The 21,274-nt window shown below is 71.8% G+C and carries 20 protein-coding genes; 8 read left to right on the top strand and 12 right to left on the bottom strand.

Going from position 1 to position 21,274, the window contains the following annotated elements:
* The first annotated feature begins 140 nt into the window (after positions 1-140).
* Together HET64_RS21215 and HET64_RS21210 are read left to right on the top strand one after the other, a co-directional pair.
* Positions 141-620: an RcpC/CpaB family pilus assembly protein gene (locus tag HET64_RS21215; RefSeq protein ID WP_215107895.1), complete on the top strand. Its 480-nt coding sequence runs from the start codon at positions 141-143 to the stop codon at positions 618-620.
* Between the two features lie 113 nt (positions 621-733).
* Complete coding sequence (locus HET64_RS21210) at positions 734-1,276, top strand: MscL family protein (RefSeq protein WP_215107894.1); 543 nt, start codon at positions 734-736, stop codon at positions 1,274-1,276.
* A gap of 16 nt (positions 1,277-1,292) precedes the next feature.
* Here HET64_RS21210 and HET64_RS21205 read toward each other — a convergent pair whose 3' ends face one another.
* The 6 genes from HET64_RS21205 to HET64_RS21180 all read right to left on the bottom strand — a co-directional run bounded on the left by HET64_RS21205 (position 1,293) and on the right by HET64_RS21180 (position 6,717).
* Positions 1,293-1,517: a hypothetical protein gene (locus tag HET64_RS21205; RefSeq protein ID WP_215107893.1), complete on the bottom strand. Its 225-nt coding sequence runs from the start codon at positions 1,515-1,517 to the stop codon at positions 1,293-1,295.
* A gap of 61 nt (positions 1,518-1,578) precedes the next feature.
* A complete protein-coding gene (locus HET64_RS21200) occupies positions 1,579-1,974 on the bottom strand; it encodes a hypothetical protein (RefSeq protein WP_215107892.1) in 396 nt (131 codons plus the stop codon).
* Complete coding sequence (locus HET64_RS21195; protein ID WP_215107891.1) at positions 1,971-2,678, bottom strand: Rieske (2Fe-2S) protein; 708 nt, start codon at positions 2,676-2,678, stop codon at positions 1,971-1,973. Before HET64_RS21195 ends, HET64_RS21200 begins: the two co-directional genes overlap by 4 nt.
* Complete coding sequence (locus tag HET64_RS21190) at positions 2,675-3,277, bottom strand: 4Fe-4S dicluster domain-containing protein (protein ID WP_007452552.1); 603 nt, start codon at positions 3,275-3,277, stop codon at positions 2,675-2,677. The genes HET64_RS21195 and HET64_RS21190 overlap by 4 nt, the downstream gene beginning before the upstream one ends.
* 6 nt (positions 3,278-3,283) lie before the next feature.
* On the bottom strand, positions 3,284-5,611 hold the full coding sequence (locus HET64_RS21185; protein WP_215107890.1) for a molybdopterin oxidoreductase family protein: 2,328 nt from the start codon (positions 5,609-5,611) through the stop codon (positions 3,284-3,286).
* Entirely contained in the window at positions 5,608-6,717 is a 1,110-nt protein-coding gene (locus HET64_RS21180; protein ID WP_215107889.1) for an MFS transporter, read from the bottom strand. Before HET64_RS21180 ends, HET64_RS21185 begins: the two co-directional genes overlap by 4 nt.
* Before the next feature lie 197 nt (positions 6,718-6,914).
* Here HET64_RS21180 and HET64_RS21175 point away from each other — a divergent pair, with 197 nt between their 5' ends.
* Both HET64_RS21175 and HET64_RS21170 read left to right on the top strand, forming a co-directional pair.
* Positions 6,915-8,021, top strand: a complete 1,107-nt coding sequence (locus tag HET64_RS21175; protein ID WP_215107888.1) for a P1 family peptidase — start codon at positions 6,915-6,917, stop codon at positions 8,019-8,021.
* Positions 8,022-8,411: 390 nt separating this feature from the next.
* Positions 8,412-9,167 carry a DUF6227 family protein gene (locus tag HET64_RS21170; RefSeq protein WP_215107887.1) on the top strand — a complete coding sequence of 252 codons (756 nt, stop codon included), beginning with the start codon at positions 8,412-8,414 and terminating at the stop codon, positions 9,165-9,167.
* Between the two features lie 181 nt (positions 9,168-9,348).
* On the opposite strand, the gene HET64_RS21165 is transcribed toward HET64_RS21170, so the two are convergent.
* Positions 9,349-10,917, bottom strand: a complete 1,569-nt coding sequence (locus HET64_RS21165) for an MFS transporter (RefSeq protein WP_215107886.1) — start codon at positions 10,915-10,917, stop codon at positions 9,349-9,351.
* A 61-nt stretch (positions 10,918-10,978) separates the two neighbouring features.
* Here HET64_RS21165 and HET64_RS21160 point away from each other — a divergent pair, with 61 nt between their 5' ends.
* Positions 10,979-12,058 (top strand): YafY family protein, encoded by a 1,080-nt coding sequence (locus HET64_RS21160; RefSeq protein WP_215107885.1) that lies wholly within the window; start codon positions 10,979-10,981, stop codon positions 12,056-12,058.
* 130 nt (positions 12,059-12,188) lie between these two features.
* Here HET64_RS21160 and HET64_RS21155 read toward each other — a convergent pair whose 3' ends face one another.
* Positions 12,189-13,190: an RNA polymerase sigma factor RpoD/SigA gene (locus tag HET64_RS21155; RefSeq protein WP_215107884.1), complete on the bottom strand. Its 1,002-nt coding sequence runs from the start codon at positions 13,188-13,190 to the stop codon at positions 12,189-12,191.
* A gap of 556 nt (positions 13,191-13,746) precedes the next feature.
* Here HET64_RS21155 and HET64_RS21150 point away from each other — a divergent pair.
* Complete coding sequence (locus tag HET64_RS21150; RefSeq protein WP_215107883.1) at positions 13,747-14,859, top strand: questin oxidase family protein; 1,113 nt, start codon at positions 13,747-13,749, stop codon at positions 14,857-14,859.
* Positions 14,860-14,952: 93 nt separating this feature from the next.
* Here the strand turns inward: HET64_RS21150 and HET64_RS21145 are convergent, their stop codons facing one another.
* The gene (locus HET64_RS21145; RefSeq protein WP_215107882.1) at positions 14,953-15,735 is read right to left on the bottom strand and encodes a dioxygenase; all 783 of its coding nucleotides are present in this window, start codon (positions 15,733-15,735) and stop codon (positions 14,953-14,955) included.
* A gap of 251 nt (positions 15,736-15,986) precedes the next feature.
* Here HET64_RS21145 and HET64_RS21140 point away from each other — a divergent pair, with 251 nt between their 5' ends.
* Positions 15,987-16,499: a MarR family winged helix-turn-helix transcriptional regulator gene (locus HET64_RS21140; RefSeq protein WP_012380482.1), complete on the top strand. Its 513-nt coding sequence runs from the start codon at positions 15,987-15,989 to the stop codon at positions 16,497-16,499.
* Positions 16,500-16,602: 103 nt separating this feature from the next.
* Here HET64_RS21140 and HET64_RS21135 read toward each other — a convergent pair whose 3' ends face one another.
* Together HET64_RS21135 and HET64_RS21130 are read right to left on the bottom strand one after the other, a co-directional pair.
* Positions 16,603-18,126: an MFS transporter gene (locus HET64_RS21135; protein WP_215107881.1), complete on the bottom strand. Its 1,524-nt coding sequence runs from the start codon at positions 18,124-18,126 to the stop codon at positions 16,603-16,605.
* Positions 18,127-18,311: 185 nt separating this feature from the next.
* Positions 18,312-19,016 carry a TetR/AcrR family transcriptional regulator gene (locus HET64_RS21130; protein ID WP_215107880.1) on the bottom strand — a complete coding sequence of 235 codons (705 nt, stop codon included), beginning with the start codon at positions 19,014-19,016 and terminating at the stop codon, positions 18,312-18,314.
* Positions 19,017-19,287: 271 nt separating this feature from the next.
* On the opposite strand from HET64_RS21130, the gene HET64_RS21125 reads away from it, so the two are divergent.
* Entirely contained in the window at positions 19,288-20,565 is a 1,278-nt protein-coding gene (locus HET64_RS21125) for a M6 family metalloprotease domain-containing protein (protein WP_215107879.1), read from the top strand.
* On the opposite strand, the gene HET64_RS21120 is transcribed toward HET64_RS21125, so the two are convergent.
* A partial coding sequence (locus HET64_RS21120; protein WP_215107878.1) for a class I adenylate-forming enzyme family protein occupies positions 20,552-21,274 on the bottom strand: 723 nt, incomplete at its 5' end. The genes HET64_RS21125 and HET64_RS21120 overlap by 14 nt on opposite strands.

The raw sequence follows: 21,274 nt of genomic DNA, 5'->3' as shown, positions 1-21,274 counted from the left end.
CCTCCATGCCCCCCGTCCCGTCTCGGCCCCCTGTCCCGTCTCGGTCCCCTTCTCCGTCTCGGTCCCCGTCCCGGTGCTCGTCTCCGCCTCCGGCGCCGGTGCCCGCGCCGTGCGGGGTGGGGCCGTTCGGGCCCCTGCGCGTGCGGGGCGGTGGCGCGGACCGGCTGCGCCGGATGCTGCGCCGACAGCGGCGGGCGGCGGCCGCGGGACTCGCGCTGGCGGGTGCCGCACTGGCAACCACGGGTCTGAACGGTGCCGACGGAGAGGCCGGCCCACCGGACGCTCCGCCGGGGGCCGGCAGGCCGTCCGTGCGGCTGGTCTCCGCGCCGGTCAGGATCGCGGACCCGGAGACCGTACGGCTGCTGCGCCCCGGCGACCGGGTCGATGTGATCGCGGTCGGTGATACGGGCGGCGAAGCGCGTGTGGTCGCGCGAGGGGTGCGCGTGGCGAAGGTGCCGCACGCGGCCGCGGGACCCGGCGGCCACGCGGAGGACTTTTCCGGCGCCGGGGCGGAGGCCGGGGCGTTGGTGGTGTTGTCCGTGGAGCGGTCGACGGCCACCGCGCTGCTGGGCGCGGGCGCTTCGGGGCGGCTGGCCGTGGCGGTGTCCGATGCGAACTGACGTCTTCTCAAGTCACCTGGGAGAACGAGCGGGTTGGACAGTACGCCCTTCTCCCGCATTAGGTGGCGGAGCAGTTCGCTCCCCTCACCGCCCATGCGAAGGAAGGCTCACCCGTGAGCGAGAAGAAGGTCAGTCTGCTGGACGGCTTCAAGGTCTTCCTGACGCGCGGCAATGTGATCGACCTCGCGGTGGCTGTCGTCATCGGCGCCGCGTTCACCAACATCGTGAACGCTGTCGTCAAGGGCGTCATCAACCCCCTGGTCGGTGCGTTCGGAACCCAGGACCTGGACAGCTACAGCTCCTGTCTCCGGGGCCCCTGCACCACGGACCCGAAGACCGGGCAGATGGGCGGGATCGAGATCCTGTGGGGCTCGGTGCTCAGCGCCGCCCTCAGCTTCCTGATCACCGCTGCCGTCGTGTACTTCCTGATGGTGCTGCCGATGGCCAAGTACCTGGCCAGGCGGGCGGCGATGCAGGCCGCAAAGGAAGGCGTGCAGGAGACGATCGAGGTGAGCGAGCTGGAGGTGCTGAAGGAGATCCGCGACGCCCTCGTCGCGCAGCGCACCGGTGGCGCGCCCGGCTCCCTGGGACCGGACTCGGGCGAAGGCCCGGGCGGAACGAGCGGGGCAGCCGCGGGCCCGCGCGAGGACCGGTAGTCCTCCGGGCCATCGCTCAGATGTGGTGGGGCGGCTTCTCGTCCAGGAAGCGCGCGAGGTCGGCGGCGCTGCCGCCGGAGAGAGGCCGCTCGCCCCACCCCTGGTCCGTATCGTCCGCGGACTGCCGGTCCAGCGGATCGTCGAAGTCCAGAACCGGCTTGGGCTTCGGTTCCTCGTGCGGCTGTGCCTGTGGCTGCTGCTGCTTCGCATCGCGCGGGCTGGGGGCGGGGGCGGCGCTCATGTCTCCAGGGTACGGCGGCTCACCACGAGGGGTGAGCCGCCGTGGAGCCGGGCGGCGGGTGTCAGCGGTCCTTCGGGTCGATGAGCCACAGCCCCAGCACGACGAGGAACGACAGGCAGAGGAAGCCGGCGCCCCACCAGGCCGTGCCGGTGTTGCCCTCCATCCACTCGTCGATCAGGACTGTCAGTCCCCAGAGCTGGCCGATGACGACGGTCATGGCCAGGGTGAGCCGGGCGGTCAGCTTCGAGGAGCGCTCGGGGTCCTGGTCGGTGCCCGCTCCGGGCCCGGGGCCGGTGTGCCGGACACGGGGGTCCCCGTATCCGCTGGTGGGGCGGATCTGCGGATACCGCTCGTGGACGGGCCGGTTCAGTGCGGGGTCGGCGCTGCCGGGGTGGTACGTGGGGTAGTGGCTGCCGGGGGGCGGCAGCGGCTGCTCGGGGTGCGGGGTGTCGCTCATGCCCGCCCGCCCGGGTTCTCGGCGGTGGTGGAGGGCTCGCGCGCACCGGCGGCCCGGGGCGGGGATTCGGCTCCGCCGCCGATGTCGGGGCAGCCGATGCGGGAGGCGAGGTCGGGGCGGTCGCCGCCGAGCTGGCGGCAGAGGCCTCCCTCGATGCTCTCGCCGGAGCGAGTGGTCCCCACGGCCCAGACACTGCCGTCGTCCTGCTCGATGACCACGACCTTGGGCAGCCCGCGCGGCGGCGGCCCGGCCGTGACCTCGCCGGACCGGGCGTCGAAGACTCCTTCGTGGCACGGGCAGTACAGCTCGCCCTCGCTGCCCCGGTCCTTGCGCCAGAGCACGGCGCAGGCGAGGTGGGTGCAGACGGCGGAGTAGCCGACGAGGGTGCCGTCGTCGAGGCGGACGGCGACGGCCTGGTCCTCCTCGCCCGGGTAGCGGAAGGCGATCGACTCGCCGGGGAGGAGTCGCCCGGCGACGCGCTTCGCCTCGGGGGCCTTGCCCTCCTCGCCGTCGCCGTGACGGTGGAGCATGCCCGCGGCCACCCCGATGCCGCCGACGGCGAGACCGCCGGAGACAGTGGTGACGATCCGGAGGTAGTCGCGCCGGGTGGTGAGGGAGTCGGCGGCGATCCGGTCCTGGAGCGCCTCGCGCGGGTCTCCCCCGGCCGGGTGTTCGGCACCCGACTGCTGGTCGGTGACGCTCATCGGCGGACGTCCTTCCCATTGATCTCGACGACGGGAAGCCCGCCGGGTACCGGCCACTGGACCCGTTCGGCGGGGACGACCATGGCCACACCGGTGCGGACCTCGGTCTCGCCGAAGACGAAGGTGTCGGCGACCTGGACGCCGGGGCGCTCCGCCTGGAGCTCCTCGACGGTTCCGTAGAAGAGAGCTCCGGTCGGGCAGACGGTGGCGCACATCGGGGCGAGACCGTAGGCGGTGCGGTCGTAGCAGAGGTTGCACTTCATCTGCAGTTTCGCCTGGAGGTCGATCTTCGGTACGCCGAAGGGGCAGGCGTTGACGCAGTTGGAGCAGCCGATGCAGCGGGTGGTGTCGGCCTGCTGCACCACGCCGTCCGCGGTCACCAGGATCGCGTCGGCGGGACAGACCTCGGCGCACGGGGCGACCGGGTCCTCGCAGTGCATGCAGACGGTGGGGAGGGAGGCGACGGAGTGCCCCTCGTCCGTGTAGTCGAGGTGGATCATCGATTTGCCGCGGTGCGAGTCGCACTCGCGGCAGGCGGAGACACAGGCCTGGCAGCCGATGCAGCGCCCCGGGTCGATGAAGATCGTTCTGCCCATCATGGGGCCTCAGCTCCTCTCCGAGGTGCCACGGCCCTGGGGAGCCGTGGGAGGCAGCGGGTCGGTACGGGAGACCTGGGTCTCCGGGTAGGCGACATGGCCGGGAGCGACCGGCGGGGCGGGCACCTCGTCGATCCGCTCGGCGTGCTCGATGCGGCAGGCGCACACCTTGTACTCGGGGATCTTGGACCGGGGGTCGAGGGCGTCGATGGTGAGGGCGTTGGCCGCGGTGGGGACCGGCCAGTGGTAGGGGATGAACACGGTGTCGGGGCGGATCGCCTCGGTGACCAGGGCGGGGAAGACCTCGCTGCCGCGCCGGGTGACGACGCGGACGGGTTCGCCGTTGCGGAAGCCGTGCGAGGGGTGGACCTCGGCCCAGGGGCGCGGGGTCTGTTCGACGAGGGCGCCGAGCCTGCGGGTCTGGTTGCCGGAGAGGAAGTGGGCGACGGTGCGGCCGGTGGTGAGCGACATGGGGTGCTCGTCGTCGTAGGGGTCCATCGGTGGGTGCCATTCGACGACCTGGAGGTGGATCTTGCCGTCGGGGTGGTAGGTCTTCCCGTCCTCGAAGAGGCGCGGGGTGCCGGGGTGGTCGGTGGTGGGGCAGGGCCAGGCGATGCCGCCGGTCTCCTCCAGTCGTTCGTAGGTGATGCCGTAGTAGTCGTTGACGGTGCCGGCGGAGGCGACGCGCAGCTCGTCGAAGACCGACCGGGAGTCGGGGAAGTCGAATTTGTCGCCGACGCCGAGCCGTCGGGCGAGTTCGCACATCGCCCAGGTGTCGGTGCGGACGCCGGGCGGCGGGTCCTGGGCCTTGTTGTGCTTGACCACGCGGGCTTCCGCGTTGGCCATCACCCCTTCGTCCTCGGCCCAGGTGGTGACGGGGAAGACGACATGGGCGTTGGCCGCGGTCTCGGAGAGGAAGAAGTCGAATTGCGCGTGGAACTCGGTGGTGTCGTACCCCTCCTTGACCACCCGGTAGTTGGGCAGGGAGACGAAGGGGTTGTTGCAGATGCCGATGAGGCCGCGGATCTCGCGGCGCTGCATCTGCCAGACCATTTCCATCATGGAGGTCCCGGCGGGCGGGAGTTCGGACTCCTCGATGCCCCAGATCTCGCAGATCTGGCGGCGGTGCTCCTCGTTCATGATGGAGCGTCCGCCGGGGAGGAGGTCGGACTTCTGGCCGTGCTCGCGGCCGCCCTGCCCGTTGCCCTGGCCGGTGATGGTGCCGTAGCCGGCGCCGGGTTTACCGATGTGGCCGGTGGCGGTGCAGAGGTTGATCACGGTGAGGCAGTTCTCGACGCCCTGCGAGTGGTGCTCGATGCCCCGGGCGTGCCAGGCCATGGCCTTGGGCGCGCGGGCGAAGGTCCGGGCGACCTGGACGATCTGCTCGGCGGGGATCCCGCAGATCGCGGCGGCACGGGAGGGCGGGTATGCGGCGGCCTTGGCCTTGACCTCCTCCCAGCCGGTGGCGTGGGCTGCGAGGTAGTTCTCGTCGGTGAGCCCTTCCTCGATGACGACGTGCAGGACGGAGGTGAAGAAGGCGGAGTCGGTGCCGGGCTTGAGGGCGACGTGGATGTCGGCGGTCCGGGCGATGGCGGTCTCGCGCGGGTCGATGACGATGAGGCTGGCGCCGCGGTCCCGGGCTCCCCAGACGTACTGGGTCATCACGGGGAAGCACTCGCCGACGTTGGAGCCCGCGATGAGCAGGCAGTCGGTGAGCAGGATGTCGGAGAAGGGGTTGCCGGCCCGGTCGATGCCGAAGGCGAGCTTGTTGGCGCCCGCGGCGCTGACCATGCAGAGGCGCCCGTTGTAGTCGACGTGCCGGGTCTTGAGCGCGACCCGGGCGAACTTGCCCACCAGATAGGTCTTCTCGGAGAACAGGCTGGCCCCGCCGAGGAGCCCGAAGGCGTCGTTGCCGTGGGTCTGCTGGATGCGCTTGATCTCGGAGACGGTGAAGTCGAGCGCCTCCTCCCAAGAGACCTCGCGGAACTCCTCGTCGCGGGAGCGGCGCATCAGCGGGGCGGTCAGCCGGTCGGGGTGGTTGACCTGCTGGTAGGCGTTGATGCCCTTGGGGCAGAGCCGCATCCGGTTGATGTCGTGGTTGCGGGGTTCGACACCGAAGACCTTGCCGCCGCGGTCCACGCGCAGATACATCCCGCACTGGACACCGCAGAAGCAGCAGTGGGTCGGCACGAGCGTCTCGCCGTTCTGGTCGGCGTGCCACTGGTCGGCCGGAATGCCGCCCGCGTCCCGGAAGGCGCGGGTGCCGGGAGGGGCGAGGGAGGGGTCCAGGGGGATGAACGTACGGCGGTCGGCAGCAGCTCGCGGATCCGCGGTCACTTGAAGCCCTTCTTCACATGGGAGAGATAGGCGCTGCCGCGCAGCACCCGCTTGCAGCGCGGGCAGTATTCGGCCCAGGAGTCGAAGTCGAGCCGGAGGTCGCGCATGGTGCCGCGCAGGTTCTCGACGTAGGGGCCGGTGTCGATGGGCTCCTCGCAGCGGCGGCAGGCGAACACCTCGTCGTCCTTGCGGCCGGTGTACTTGAACAGCTGCATGCCGACGGCGGCCGGTCGCTGGACGATGTGGAAGAACTTGCCGAACGGGATGTAGATCAGGGTGAAGACGACCGACACCATGTGCAGGATCGCGAGGAACTGGTAGCCGCCGCCGTGCAGGAAGATCGAGGAGAAGGTGAGCAGCAGTCCCGTCACGGAGATGACGATGAGCGCGATCAGCGGCACCAGGTCGTAGGCGAAGCGCTGGCCGGTGGCGGCACCGCGGTCCTTCATACGACGCCACAGGAAGTACGAGGCGCCGGGGATGACGAGGACGGCGGCGATGTCCAGGCCGTGGAACATCAGCCAGCCGAGGACGTTGAGCGAGTCGAACCCGAGGATCTTGAAGCCCCAGATCCGCATCTCGTAGCCGGGTCCCGATCCGCTGCCGGAAGTGAAGGTGAACCAGCCCCAGGTGAGCGGGAAGGTGATCAGGGCGGCGAGGATGCAGCCCCAGAAGATCAGCTGGTGGGCGGCCCAGCGGGCGTGGGAGCGGGCGCCGAGGAACTTCTGGAAGCCCAGATAGGTGGCGATCATCTTCGGCAGGGCGGTGGGGGCCCTGCGGAAGTTGTCCAGGGAGAAGAGGCTGCGCCAGCCCTGTTTGAAGAGGCGCCGGGCACCGGGGGCGGAGATCCAGACGGTGTACCGGTAGGCGACGCCGAAAGCGAGGAAGACCGTGGCCACGGCATAGGGGAGGAGGGCCGAGTCGAAGTTGCGGAGCATGCGGCTGCCGAGCACGATCGCGAGGATCAGCAGGGCGGAGACCACCACGCCGACGAGCGTCGCCCGGGTGGTGACCGACCGGGGGCCGGTAGCGGAGGGAGACGTGGCCGAGGGGCCGCCAGGGACGTCGGGCTCGGCTGCTGCGGTGGCTTCTGAGGGCTCGGTCACCCGGCCACCGTAGGACTATTTGGGTTGATTGAACCCGTTTTGGTGGGTGAGAGGGTGAGAGGGTCGCCCGGACAGTCGCACGGGTCACCTTGCCCTGGAGGGGCGCTTCGGGCTCACCGCGCCCCGCTCGCCGGTACGTTCGCAGCACATCGGCCCGCACTCCCGCGGGCCCCGATCCCGACCGGAGGAGCCGCACGATGATCCCCGTGAACCCCGAGGACGACGCCGAGGCCCCCGGAGCCGGGGCCGCCGCGTACCCGATTCCGCTGGACGCGCTGACCGATGTGGCCGGAATCCGTGTCGGCCACGCCGAGGTCGCCGGTGCGGGCGCGTTGAGCGGAACGACCGTCGTCCTGGCGCCCGAGGGCGGGGCCGTGGCCGCCGTGGACGTACGGGGCGGCGGGCCGGGCACCCGGGAGACGGACGCGCTGGACCCGCGCAACCTGGTGCAGCGGGTCGACGCCGTCGTCCTCACGGGCGGCAGTGCGTACGGGCTCGACGCCGCGTCCGGCGTGATGGCCTGGTTGGAGGAGCAGGGCCGGGGCGTCCGGGTAGGCGCCGAACCCACCCAGGTGGTACCGGTCGTTCCGGCCGCCGCCCTCTTCGACCTCGGGCGGGGCGGCGACTGGCGGGCCCGCCCCGACGCGTCGACCGGCCGCGCCGCAGTCGAGGCCGCGGCGGCCACCGGGCCCGGGGAGCCCGTGGCCGAGGGCGGCGTGGGCGCGGGTACCGGCGCGGTGGCCGGGCAGCTCAAGGGCGGCATCGGCACGGCGAGCACCCGCCTCGCCTCCGGCGTCACGGTGGCCGCCCTCGTCGCGGTGAACGCCGCGGGCTCGGTGGTCGACCCCCGGACCGGGGTGCTGTTCGGGGAGTACGGGGCCGGGGAGCCGCCGGCCCACCCTTCGGCCGGGGTCCACGCGGCGGCGGGGCGGCGTCTCGCACGGGAGCGGGAGGCGACGGAGGCGGCCGGAGGCGGCGCCCCGCCGTTCAACACGACGATCGCGGTCGTCGCCACGGACGCGGACCTGACCCGGGCACAGGCCCAGAAGCTGGCGGGCACCGCACACGACGGGCTGGCCCGCGCGGTGCGCCCGGTCCATCTGCTGACCGACGGGGACACCGTGTTCACGCTGGCCACCGGGCAGGTGCGGGTGCCACCCGGGGCCCCGGCCGCCGTCAACGAGATCCTGGCGGCGGGCGCCGACGTCCTGGCGCGGGCCATCGTCAAAGCCGTGCGCGCGGCCCGGAGCACCGAGGGGCCGGGCGGCGGACTCCTCTCGTACACGGAGCTGTACGGCGGCTAGATCCTGTCGTCGAACCGCCGTTGCCGCCCGGAGGGCGGGCGGCGGTTCGACGACAGGGCCCAGCGGCACGGCGGTCGGCGCCACACCCTCACACGGCGGTCGGTGTCATGGAGCCGCAAGGCCCTCGGCGCCACGGAGTTCTCCGGCGGTCCGCGGCCGATCCGATCGGCGGAACCCTGGGGGCGCGCGGTGTGCGCGAGGGGCGTGCGGGCGGCCGACTCACCGTCTGCGTAAGGGAGTTCACCCCAAGCGCCCGAAATGCACCGGGAACACTCGGGGAACTTTCTGCGTGCGCCCTACGTTTTTACGAACCCCGGTCATGATGTCGGACCCAGGGACTACGTTAAGCACGCACCAAGTAACACGCGGCGACGGCCTGGAGACACCACCTTGAGCGATCCGTACGAGACAACCGAGCACCACCTCGACCGACTCCTGCGACGCGCCCTCAACTCCTTCGACCTTCCCGACAGCACGGTCGACCGCCTCGGCACCGCGCTGGCCCACAGCAGTTCGCTGCACTCGTCGCACCACAGTTCCGTGCTGCACCGCGAGACCTACCGTCACACGTATCTCCTCACCGACGGCTCCGCCCTCACTCTGTGGGAGCTGGTGCACAGCGGAGGACGGGACGTGCGGATACCGCGCCGGCACGAGCTGTACGACGACGAGGGCGACGCCCGCATCGCCGCGTCCCGGCTCGCGGGAAGCTTCTCCGACTCCCCGGCCTTCGGCGACGAGGGGGTGCAGGAGGGCCAAGGCGATCTGGAGATGCTGACGGTCCTGATGTCCGCCCCGCCGGCCCCGCTCCCCCGGACGTACGCCCCCGACAATTCCGCGGACCACGCCCGTCGGGTGCTGCGCCGCGCGGAGAACGCCGACCGGCCGGGCGAGCAGAAGACACGGCTGCTCCGGTCGGCGTTCGCCCACCACATCACCCAGATCTTCGGACGTCAGTGCCGCGTCGACGGCCGCCCGGCCGGTTTCACGCTCTACGAGCACGCGTTCCTGCTGCTGGACGGCAGCGAGACGAGCCTGTGGGAGGTCGAGCACACGGCGACGCCCGACGGCCGCCACATGTGCGAGGTGTACGAGAACGAGCACACCGCCCGTGCGGCGATGGAGAGCCGCACCCGGATCTGCTGATCCGAATCACGGTGACCGGCCGAGGCGTGTGACCCGAACCCCGGCGACCGGCCGAGGCGGCTGACCCGAATCACGGTGACCGGCCGAGGCCGGGTTCGCCGCCGAGGCCGGTCACCGGGGGGCGGTCACGGCGGGGCCGGTCGCGCCGCCCGCGCGGTCCGGGTCGCGCCGCCCGCGCGGATCAGCTCGCGACGGCCTCCACGTTCGCGCCGCCCTCCGCGTGGGCCTCGTCCTCGACGTGGGCGCGCGGCCGGGCGGGCAGCGCGAACATCACCAGGAAGATCACCGAGATCACCCCGGCCACCCACCACAGCGACTGCTGGAACGCGTCGACGAACGCCGGGCCGACCTCCTCGGGGGCCAGCCGGTCGCCGATCGCCCCGAAGAAGACGACGGACACCAGGCCGAGACCGAGCGCCGTCCCCATCTGCTGCACGGTGTTGATCAGCCCGGACGCCGAACCGGCGTGCTCCTTGGGCACCTCGGAGAGCACGGCGTCGGTCAGCGGAGCCACGATCAGTCCCATCCCCACACCCATGACCACCAGCGGGACGGCCATCTGCAGGGACGTGATGCCCATCCCGTACCGCTCGCTCTCCCAGAGGTAGATCAGCAGTCCGGCGATCATGAGGAGCGCACCGGCCTGGAGGACCTTGCGGCCGAAGCGGGGCACCAGCTTCTGCACCGAGATCCCCGCGGCCACCGAGACGGCGACGGAGAACGGGATGCCCGTCGTGCCGGCGCGCAGCACGCTCCAGCCGAGACCCAGCTGCATGTACATCGTCCAGACCAGGAAGAAGATGCCGAGGCCGACGCCGAAGGTCAGCTGCACGGCGATGCCGGCGGCGAAGCTCTTGACCCGGAACAGGGACAGTTCGATCAGCGGCGAGCCGTCGCGCAGCGCCTTCTGCCGCTGGTAGGCGACCAGCGCCCCGAAGACGAACAGGCTGCCCACCATCGACAGATGGCCCCAGAGCGGCCAGCCCAGCTCGTGTCCCCGGGTGAGCGGGTAGATGAGCATCAGCATCGCCAGGGTGATCAGGGCGACGCCCGGCAGGTCGAGCCGGACCGCCCTGGGCGCCTTCGACTCGGTGATGAACTTCGCGCCGAGGATCAGCCCGGCGATCCCGACGGGCAGGTTGATCAGGAAGATCGGCCGCCAGCCGAGCCCGAAGAGGTCCCACTCGGTGAGCAGGGCGCCCAGCAGCGGACCGGAGACCGCGCCGAGTCCGACGACCGCGCCGAAGAGGCCGAAGACCTTGCCCCGCTCGTGCGCCGGGAAGGTGGCGTGCACGATCGAGAGGACCTGGGGCACCATCAGGGCCGCCGTCGCGCCCTGAAGGATCCGGGCCGCGACCAGTATCTCGGGGCTGCCCGCGAAGCCGCACAGGGCGGAGGCGAGCGTGAATCCGCCGATGCCGACGAGGAAGAGCCGCTTGCGCCCGTAGATGTCGCCGAGGCGGCCGCCCGTGATCAGCCCGGCCGCGAACGCGAGGGCGTAACCGGCGGTGATCCACTGGATCGCGGAGACCGAAGCCCCGGTCTCGCGCTGGATGCTGGGGATCGCGATGTTGACGATCGTGACGTCGACCAGGTCCATGAAGGCGGCGGTCATCACGATGGCCAGCGCGAACCAGCGCCGCCGGTCGGCCGGGGCGGGTGTGGGTGCGACCGGTGTCTTCACCGGTGCGGGCGGCGTGGGCGGAGCGAGGTGCGACGCCGTGGCCGGCGGGGGTGCGGAAGAAGGCATGGGAAGAACCTAGGCATCCATTAGGTCAGATCATGACCTGATGGTCCGCCATCCTGAAGCCATGTCCGACACTCCAGCACGACTGCTGAAACTGCTGTCGCTCCTCCAGACTCCCCGCGAGTGGCCGGGCGGCGAGCTGGCCGAGCGGCTCGACGTCAGTCCGCGCACGATCCGCCGCGACGTCGACCGGCTGCGCGAGCTGGGCTACCCGGTCGAGGCCTCGCGCGGCTCCGTCGGCGGCTATCGCCTGGTGGCGGGCGCCGCCATGCCGCCCCTCCTGCTGGACGACGAGGAGGCGGTGGCCATCGCGGTGGGGCTCCGGGCCGGCGCGGGGCACGCGATCGAGGGCGTCGACGAGGCCTCCGTACGGGCGCTGGCGAAGCTGGAACAGGTACTTCCCTCCCGGCTGCGGCACCGGGTCTCCGCGCTGCAGAACGCCACGGTGCCGCTGACCCGGGGCGACGGCGCCACCATCGACCCGCGGACCCTGACGACGCTGGCCTCGGCGGCCACCGGGCGGGAGCGGCTGAGGTTCGCGTACCGCAGCGGCGACGGCACCCGGACGAAGCGGCAGGTCGAGCCGTACCGGCTGGTGAGCACCGGGCAGCGCTGGTATCTGGTGGCGTACGACCTCGGCCGGGAGGACTGGCGTACGTTCCGGGTGGACCGGGTCGGGGAGCCGTATGCGACGGGGGCCAGGTTCGCGGCGAGGCCGCTGCCCGTCGAAGGCGCGGGGAGCGAGGGGAGCGACGCGGGCAGCGGGGACGCGGCGAAGTACCTGTCCCGGTCGATGCGGCGGATGAAGCCGGAGCTGTGCCTCGATGTGTGGTTCGGGGCGCCGGCGGAGTTCGTGGCGGCGCGGCTGCCCGCGCATCTCGGGGCGCCGGAGCCGGACGGGGAGGGCGGTTGCCGACTGCGGACCTCGTGCACCGATTCGCTGGAGTGGGTGGCGCTGCGGCTGGCGTTGGTGGACTGCGAGTTCTCCGCTCAGGGGCCACCGGAGCTGGTGGAGTACCTGGAGGGCCTCGGCGCCCGGCTGACCCGTGCTGCCCGGAGTCGGCGCCCGGCCGATCCGGACCAGGGATCCGATCCGGACCAGGGATCCGATCCCGAGCAGAGATCCGATCCGGAACAGGGGTGAGCCCCGACGCCGGGGGGGGTGGGCGCCGGGGCTCAGCTCAGGGACCGGTGAAAACCGGTCGGGTGACCGGAATGACCCGGTCGGTCAGCCGGTGCGAACCGGCTTGATGGGGAGATTACGGGTTATTGGCTCACGCCGCAGCGTCAAAGCCCGTGTCGTGAGCCATTCGCTTCAATTCGAGTAGTGCGTGCTTCTCTATCTGGCGGATCCGCTCCCGCGTGAGGCCGTGCTGCTTGCCCACTTCGGTCAGCGTCCGCTCCCGGCCGTCCTCGATGCCGTACCGCATCTTGATGATCGAGGCGGTCCGGTTGTCGAGCTTGCCGATCAGGTCCTCCAGCTCCTCGCTGCGGAGCAGGGTCATCACGGACTGCTCGGGCGAGACGGCGGAGGTGTCCTCCAGCAGGTCGCCGAACTGGGTGTCGCCGTCGTCGTCCACGGACATGTTGAGGCTGACCGGGTCGCGGGCCCAGTCCAGGACGTTGCCGACGCGCTCGGAGGTGGAGTCGAGCTCGGAGGCGATCTCCGCGTGCTCCGGGTCGCGCCCGTGCTCGCGGTTGAACTCGCGCTGGACCCGGCGGATCCGGCCGAGCTCCTCCACCAGGTGGACGGGGAGCCGGATCGTGCGGGACTGGTCGGCGATGGACCGGGTGATGGCCTGCCGGATCCACCAGGTGGCGTACGTGGAGAACTTGAAGCCCTTGGCGTAGTCGAACTTCTCGACCGCGCGCACCAGGCCCGCGTTGCCCTCCTGGATCAGGTCGAGCAGAGGGAGCCCCGCGCGCGGGTAGCGGCGGGCCACGGCGACGACGAGCCGGAGGTTGGAACGGATGAATATGTCCTTGGCGCGCTCGCCCTCGGCGACCAGCGCCTCCAGCTCCTCACGCTTCGCGTCACCGGCGGCGCTCTCCACCTCGCCGTCGAGGATCTGCTGGGCGAAGACGCCCGCCTCGATGGTCTGGGAGAGGTCGACTTCCTTGGCGGCGTCGAGCAGCGGTGTGCGGGCGATCTCGTCCAGGTACATGCCGACCAGGTCGCGATCGGCGATTTCCCCGCCCACGGCGCGAACACTGCCTGCCCGGCCGGACCCACCGGAAGTGGTGGACGTACGACGGGCGACGGCACGGGTTGCCATGCGTGCTCCCTTGCTGAGTAGGTCGCGACACCCTTTCGAGGTGCCCTGCATCCGATGGAAACAACGACTGGAATCCGGACAGAATTCCCATGCCGCACATTCACTTTCGCGATCATGCAGTACCCTGTCCGGCGCCGACCGCTGGGTTCCGCTTCCGGATTCCGCCGGACGCGCAGGTCAGAGCCGGTGACGGGGCCGAGCCGGCCCCTTTGCGGCTCTCCGGCCGGATACCCGGAATCGGCCCGTGCATGAGACCGCACTCACACGCACGCCCCCTTCACCCCTTCCCGGACGTCGCCCGGCGCCCGGAGAGCCGTGCTCCCACCCCGAAGGACGGATCGGGCGGCGTTCGGGTTGCTCAGGGTGTCCGCGACGTGCCGGACGGTTGCCCAGGGTGTCCGGGACGCGCGGACCGGAAGGGCCCGGGCCCCGGGACGTAAGACCGCCGACCGATCCGGCGGGTAACCGAGGCCCGGAGTGCCTGGGACCCCGGTCCGAGACCGGCCGGGACCACAGCCCGATCCGCTCCGGCCCGCGCGTGCCTAGCGTGACCGGCATGGACGACACCACAGGCACCCTCGACGAGGCGCTGGAGCGCATCCACCTCTCGGGGCCGGAGCGCGACGGCTGGCTCAGCAATCACGCGCCGATGGCCGTGGAGGCCCTCGTGCGGCACGGCCAGGCGTCGGCCGTGCACCGCTGGCTGGACCGGTACGGCCCGAAGCTGGAGGAGATGCCGGACGCCGGCTCCCCCGTGACCGCGCGGAACTGGCACGAGGCGCTCGGCGACCCGCGCCGCATCGCCGCCTGGACGGCGTACTTCGAGCGGGAGACGGCCGAGACCCCCTGGCGCGACGTGCTCGCCACGTGGTGGCCCCGGCTGCTCCCGGGCATCGCCGCGGGCGCGACGCATCCGGCGATCCGGGTGGGCCATTCCGTACGGACCCTGCTGACGGGCGAGGAGAGCGCCCCGCGCGTCCGGGAGCTGGCCCACGCCCTCGGCTACTGGGCCGCCCGGCACCAGCCCCTGCCCGCCCTGAAGCCGCTCGGCCCGGCCCCGAGCGCCGCGGCGGCACTGGACCGGGTCCCCCTGGTGCCCGACCGGAGCGGCGGCGTCCGGGACCGGTTCGCGCAACTGACCGGGTTCCCGGACTGGCCGGGCCCGGGACAGGGCAGCGACCCGATGCGGGGACCGGACTCCGGCCCGGGGCGGGGACCGGACTCCGGCCGGGGACGGGAACAGGGCACCGGCACGGGGCCCGCAGGACCGGAGGCGGCCCGGGCCGCGCTCCGGGAGCTGGTCCGGGCCTCGACCCACCGGTACGCGACCCACGCGCACGGCGAGCCCATCATGCTGGTCCACGCGGCGACCGCGCCCAACGCGGTCCTGCGCACCCTGCCGGCCCTGCCCGGCGAGCTGTGGGTGCCGAGTCTGCGGGCCGCCTGGGCGGCGAGCGCGGCGGTCACCGCCGCCTACGCACCTCGTGAGGCGGCCCCGGTTCCGGCGTCCGCGTCGGGCGCCCCGGACGCCGGGGAACTGTTCGCCCTGGCGGCGGCGCACGGCGACGACCACACCATCAAGTTCACCGACACGGCACTGGACGTGGGCGACGCGCTCGCGTTCTCCGCCGCCCGGCGCGCGATCGAGCTGAACCCGCCGGTCTTCTAGAGCGTTCGGGAGTGGCCCCGGAGTGCCCGAATCTCTCGGGCCCCACCCGCCACGCCCGAAACCCTCGGGCGCCACCCGCCGCGCCCGATCCGCTCAGCCGAACTGCACCGAGCGCTTCGCCAGCCCCATCCAGAAGCCGTCGATCACGCTGCGCCCCCGGTCCAGCTCGTCCTCGGCCGCGCCCAGCGTCACGAACAGCGGCGCGAAGTGCTCGGTGCGCGGGTGGGCCAGCTTCCCGGCCGGGGAGGTGTGCTCGAAGTCGATCAGCGCGTCGATGTCCTGGGCCCGCAACGCACGGTCGCCCCAGTCGTCGAACTCCGCCGACCAGCCGGGAACGCCGCCGCCCTGGTGGCGCAGAGCGGCCAGGTTGTGGGTGAAGAAGCCGCTGCCGACGATGAGCACGCCCTCGTCGCGCAGGGGTGCGAGTTTGCGCCCGACGTCCATCAGCTTCCGCGGGTCGAGGGTCGGCAGGGAGATCTGGAGTACGGGGATGTCGGCGTCCGGGAACATCTCCACCAGCGGTACGTACGCCCCGTGGTCGAGACCGCGGTCCGGGATGTCCTGGACCGGCGCCCCGGCGCCGCGCAGCAGCTTGCGGACGCTGTCGGCGAGCCCGGGCGCGCCCGGGGCTCCGTAACGCACCGTGAAGTATCGCTCGGGAAAGCCCCAGAAGTCGTACACGAGCGGCACGGTCTCGGTGGCGCCCAGCGCGAGCGGGGCCTCCTCCCAGTGGGCGGAGACCATCAGGATCGCGCGGGGGCGGGGCAGCCCCGCGGACCAGGCGGCGAGCTCGCCGGGCCAGACGGGATCGTCGGCCAGCGGCGGTGCGCCGTGCGAGAGGTAGAGGGCGGGCATCCGCTCCGCGGTGGCTGTCATGGCACTCCCATCCACTGGACACGGCCCCAGGGAGACGGGCGCCGCACGGGGCGCACGGACACCGGATCCGGTCACGAACTCGTCCGAGCAGGAGTTCCCCGAGGTCATCCGGGGGATCGTTGTTCAGGGGCCCTGCGAAACTCCTCGGATCCCCTGCGGGGATCTCTCGGGGCAGGTTTCTTGAAACTTCAAGCTCCTACCTCCGGAGACCTTAGCCCTATCTAGTTAAACTTTCAAGAAAAGGTCGTACAGTGGAGTACATGACCACGGCATCCACCAGCGCACCGCGCTGGCTCACCGACGAGGAGCAGCACGCCTGGCGCGCTTATCTGCATGCCACCACGCTGCTGGAGGATCACCTCGATCGCCAGTTGCAGCGCGATGCCGGCATGCCGCACACCTACTACGGACTGCTCGTCCAGCTCTCGCAGGCGCCCCGCCGCCGGATGCGGATGACGGAGCTGGCCCGGAACGCGAAGATCACCCGTTCCCGGCTCTCGCACGCCATCGCCCGGCTGGAGAAGAACGGCTGGGTGCGCCGCGAGGACTGCCCCTCCGACAAGCGCGGCCAGAACGCGGTGCTCACGGACGACGGCTACGAGATGCTCCGCCGCTCGGCGCCGGGGCACGTCGAGGCCGTACGGCAGGCGATGTTCGACCGGCTCACGCCCGAGCAGGTGAGCAGCCTCGGGGAGATCATGCGGGTGCTCGCGACCGGCCTGGAGCCGGAGGGCACGGACGCGGATCTGCCCTGGCTCCGCTGAGCGATCGCTGAGCGGAACCAGGGCAGGGAAACCGGGGCAGGCAACCAGGGCGGGAGAACCCCGGGCAGGGGCACTGCCCGGGGCGCGGCGGGAACCGCCGTCGTCAGTGGGCGACGACCGGGATCCTGAATTCCTCCTCGGCGTCCACGTCGGACGCGCCGTCCGTCCCACCGGACCCCATTCCGGGGCGGCCGGTGTTGATGAGGGCGATCGCGATGGCGGCGGCGGCGACGAGGATGCCGACGGCCCACCAGATCGCGGCGGCGAAACCGCTGACCATGGCCTGGAGCTCCAGGAGCTGCGGGTCCGTGGCGCGGGCCGCGTGGTCGGCGACGTACGCGGTGGTGGCGCTCGCGGCGATGGTGTTCAGCAGGGCGGTGCCGATGGCGCCGCCGACCTGCTGCGAGGTGTTGACCATCGCGGAGGCGACGCCCGCGTCACGCGGCTCGATGCCGTGCGTGGCCAGGGACATCGCCGGCATGAACGCCGTACCCATACCGAGGCCGAGCAGCAGCATGCCGGGCAGGATGACGGCCGCGTAGCTGGTGTTCAGGTCCAGCTGGGTCAGGAGCAGCATGCCGACCGCGGCGACCAGGAAGCCGGGGCCCATCAGCAGGCGCGGCGGGACCCGGGTCATCAGGCGGGTGCCGATCTGGGTGGAGCCGGTGATCATGCCGACGATCATGGGCATGAACGCGAAGCCGGTCTTCACCGGGGAGTAGCCCTTCACGACCTGGAGGTAGTAGGTCAGGAAGAGGAACAGCCCGAACATCGCGATGATGGCGAGCCCCAGCGAGAGGTAGACCCCGCCGCGGTTGCGCTCGGTGAGAACGCGCAGCGGCAGCAGCGGCGACTTCACGCGCGCCTCGGTCACGACGAAGGCCACCAGCAGCACGACGGCGGCGATGAACATCGAGACGGTCAGCGTGTCCGACCAGCCGGCCGACTCGGCGCGGGTGAAGCCGTACACGAGGGCGACCAGGCCGAGCGTGGAGAGCACGACGCCGGGGATGTCCAGCGGTGCGCGGTTGCGGGCACCGGAGGGCTCACGGATGACGAAGTACGCGCCCGCGGCGGCGACGATGGCGAACGGGATGTTGACAAAGAACGTCCAGCGCCAGTTCAGGTACTCGGTGAGGAAGCCGCCGAGGATCAGCCCGACCGCGCCACCGCCACCGGCGATGGCCCCGTAGATGCCGAAGGCCTTGGCGCGCTCCTTGGCGTCGGTGAACATCACGGCGAGCAGGGAGAGTGCGGCCGGGGCGAGCAGGGCGCCGAAGACACCCTGGAGGGCCCGGGAGCCGAACATCATCGCCTCGTTCTGGGCGGCGCCGCCGAGCGCGGAGGCCAGCGCGAAGCCGATCAGCCCGACGACGAAGGTGCGCTTGCGTCCCCAGAGGTCGGCGATCCGGCCGCCGAAGAGGAGGAGCCCGCCGAAGGCGAGGGCGTAGGCGGTGATGACCCACTGCTTGTTGCCGTCGGATATGCCAAGGTCGGTCTGGGCGGAGGGCAGCGCGATGTTCACGATGGTCGCGTCGAGGACGACCATCAGCTGGGCGAGCGCGATGAAGGCCAGGGCTTTCCAGCGACTCGGATCGGGAAGGGAGGTGTCGGCCGTTTTTGGCATGGGTGTATCCACCTAAGGACGTGCGAGGGCGCCGAGGCGTCGCGAAGTGGGCGTCGGCGGTACGTGCTCGTGTACGCGCGACGGGGTGAGGTGAGGTGACGTGAGGTGAGGCGGTGGGCCGGGGCCCTTCAGGACACGGCCGAGAGGTTCAGGTCAGTGCGGGCCAGGGCAGTTCGACGACAGGCCTAGGGGCGCCGCAGGTCCTCCAAGGTCGCCGCCGATCCGGGCAGTACGGAGCGGGCCGGGGTCTCCAGTCCGTCCAGGAACAACTGCAGATGACGGTGGGTGAACCGGTCGATGCCCTGGCAGGCGATGCCGGGGAGCGGCCGGGTGAGCTGGGAGAGGGCGACGAGTACGTCACCGACGGCGATGTCGGTGCGCAGTCGCCCCGCGGACATGGCGCGCGCGACGAGCCCCTCGACGGCCTCTTCCAGGCGTCGGCGCTCGGCGAGCAGTTCGGGGTGGTCCTTGTCGAAGACGCCGGAGAGCATCGGGCACAGGGCGCCGATCCGTTCGTCGGCGGCCGCGTGCACGAAGCGGCTGAGCGCGGCGAACGGGTCGGCCTCCGCCGCGGCGGCCTCTTCGGCCCGGAGGGTGGTGCGGGAGGTGACCGCGAGGACGACCTCATGGGTGAGGGCGGCCCGGTCGGGGAAGTTCCGGTAGAGCGTGGCGTTTCCTACGCCGGCTCGCCGTGCGACGTCGTCCAGCGCCACGTCCGGCCCGAACTCGACGAACAGCTCGCGCGCGGCGGCGATGATCCGCTCGCGGTTGCGCAGCGCGTCGGCCCGCGGGCGCGGCGCCCGGCACGGTGGCGCGGGTGCGGTGGCGCCGGCGGCTGCCGGTGCGGTGCTCTTCGCGGCGGTCCTGGTGGTCCCGGCGGTGGTCTCCACGACGACGCTCCCCCTTCTTCTTCCCTCTGTATAGCCGGTCGGCCCCCTTCGGTAACCGGGGACCGCTTCCCCGTTTAGCGGGGACACGTATGCAAACGGGGAGAGGCTCCCCGCTTATTTCCCACGCCAATGTGACCTGAGTCACATCGCTTCAGGGAGAAAACCCTCCGATCGGCGCACCCAGCGAGCGGCCCCGGACCACCCGGCACAGGCTGATCGCCAGAGCGCAGTCAGGGGTCGGCCGGCTGCCGCGGACCCCGAAGGCGCCTCTATGCAGCAGCCCCGCCACCGGATACGCAGACACCGCCGCCCGGTCGCCCTGGCCGGAGCGACCGCACTGGTCATAGCGGCCATGGCCTCGGCCAGCACCACCCTTCCGGGCGCCGGGCGCGCCTCGGCGGGCCCGGCGGCTACCAGCCAGGAGTCCGCGCTCGCCCCGTGCCGGATCTCCGCCACCATGGGCGTACAGATGTCCGAGGGGCTGCCGACCCCGCCCGGCTACGCCCGGTCGACCGGCGAGATCACGGCGCTCAACCTGATGATCGACTTCCCGGACGCGGAGGGAACGGAACCCGCGACGGACCGGTACGCGGAGTTCTTCCCGCAGACCTCCGAGTGGTTCAGGGCCAGCTCCTACGGCCGGCTCGTCTACCGGCCCGAGGCCCCCGTCAAGGACTGGCTGCGCATGCCGATGCCCTTCACGGAGTACGGGATAGAGCGCGGCTCACCCTTCGAGCCGGGCTACCGCCAACTGGTGAAGGACATCGTCGCGGCCGCCGACCCCCGGGTCGACTTCTCCGCCTACGACCTGGTCAACGTCCTGGTCAGCCCGAACGCCGGCCCCTCCGCGCTGGACACCGTGCTCTCGGTGACCTTCTCCGGCAACGACGAGGCCCCGACGGCGGACGGTGTCCCGCTCTCCAACACGTCGTTCGTCTACAGCCGCCAGGACGACGGATCGGGGTCGTACGCCGAGACCGGCTACCGCGTCCTGCCGCACGAGAACGGCCATGTCTTCGGGCTGCCCGACCTCTACACGATGGAGGGCGGCGGCTCGGTCGGACACTGGGACATCATGTCCGAGGACTGGGGCGCCAACAACGACTTCCTGGCCTGGCACAAGTGGAAGCTCGGCTGGCTCGACAACGAGCAGATCAGCTGCGCGTCGAAGGCCGGGGTCAGCGAGCACACCCTCGGCCCGCTGGCCACCGAGGGCGGCACCAAGCTCGCCTTCGTCCCGCTGAGCGCCCAGTCCGGCTACGCCGTGGAGGTGCGCACGGCGGCGGGCAACGACGAGGCGGTCTGCCGGCCGGGGGTGCTGATCTACAAGGTCAGCTCCGACGTGGACACCGGCCAGGGCCCGGTCTCCATCGCCGACGCCACCGAGGACAGCGGCGGCTGCACCCGGCGCCCCAACGTGCACGCGGAACTCTCCGACGCCCCGTTCCGCCCCGGCCAGACCTTCACCGACCGGGCCAACGGCGTACGGATATCCGTGCTGGACGAGGACGACGACGGCAACTACCGGGTGCGGGTCACGCGCCCGTGAGCGGCCCGGCGTCCCCAGCGCACGCCGGACCGCGCGCTGCGGCGTCCTTCCCGGCGTCCTCCACGGCGCCCTCCACGAACGCGCGGAGGCGGTGCTTGAGAAGCTTCCCGGTGGCGTTGCGCGGAAGCTCCTCGTCGGTGAACAGCACCCGGGCGGGCACCTTGAAGGCGGCGAGCCTTCCGCCGACGTGCTCGCGCAGGCCCCCGGCGGTGACCCCGGCCCGGGGGCGCGGCCGGACGACGGCCGCCACTTCCTCCCCCAGCACCGGGTGCGGGATGCCGAGGACGGCGGCGTCGGCCACGTCGGGGTGGTCGTGCAGGACGCCCTCGACCTCGACGCAGTAAACGTTCTCGCCGCCCCGGATCACCACGTCCTTGAGCCGGTCCACGATGGATACCCGCCCCTCGCGGCGTACGGCGAGGTCCCCCGTACGGAACCAGCCGCCGTCGCCGAAGGCCTCCTCGGTCGCCGCCGCGTCGCGCCAGTAGCCGCGGAACAGCGACTGGCCGCGCAGCCACAGCTCCCCCGCCTCCCCGTCGGGCAGCTCCTCGCCCGACGGCCCGGCGACCCTCACCTCCGTGACCGGGGTGGGCCGTCCCGCCCCGCCCGGCTCCGCCCGGTACGCGTCCCCGAAGTGCGCGAGGACCCCGCCGCTGGTCTCGGTGAGGCCGTAGCCGTTGCGAGGCTCGACGCGTTCGCCGTACCGGGC

It is taken from the genome of Streptomyces sp. McG3 (assembly GCF_018619185.1).
GTDB lineage: Bacteria > Actinomycetota > Actinomycetes > Streptomycetales > Streptomycetaceae > Streptomyces.
The sequence above is the reverse complement of the archived record's forward strand: the minus strand, read 5'-3'. Positions and strand labels throughout refer to the sequence as shown.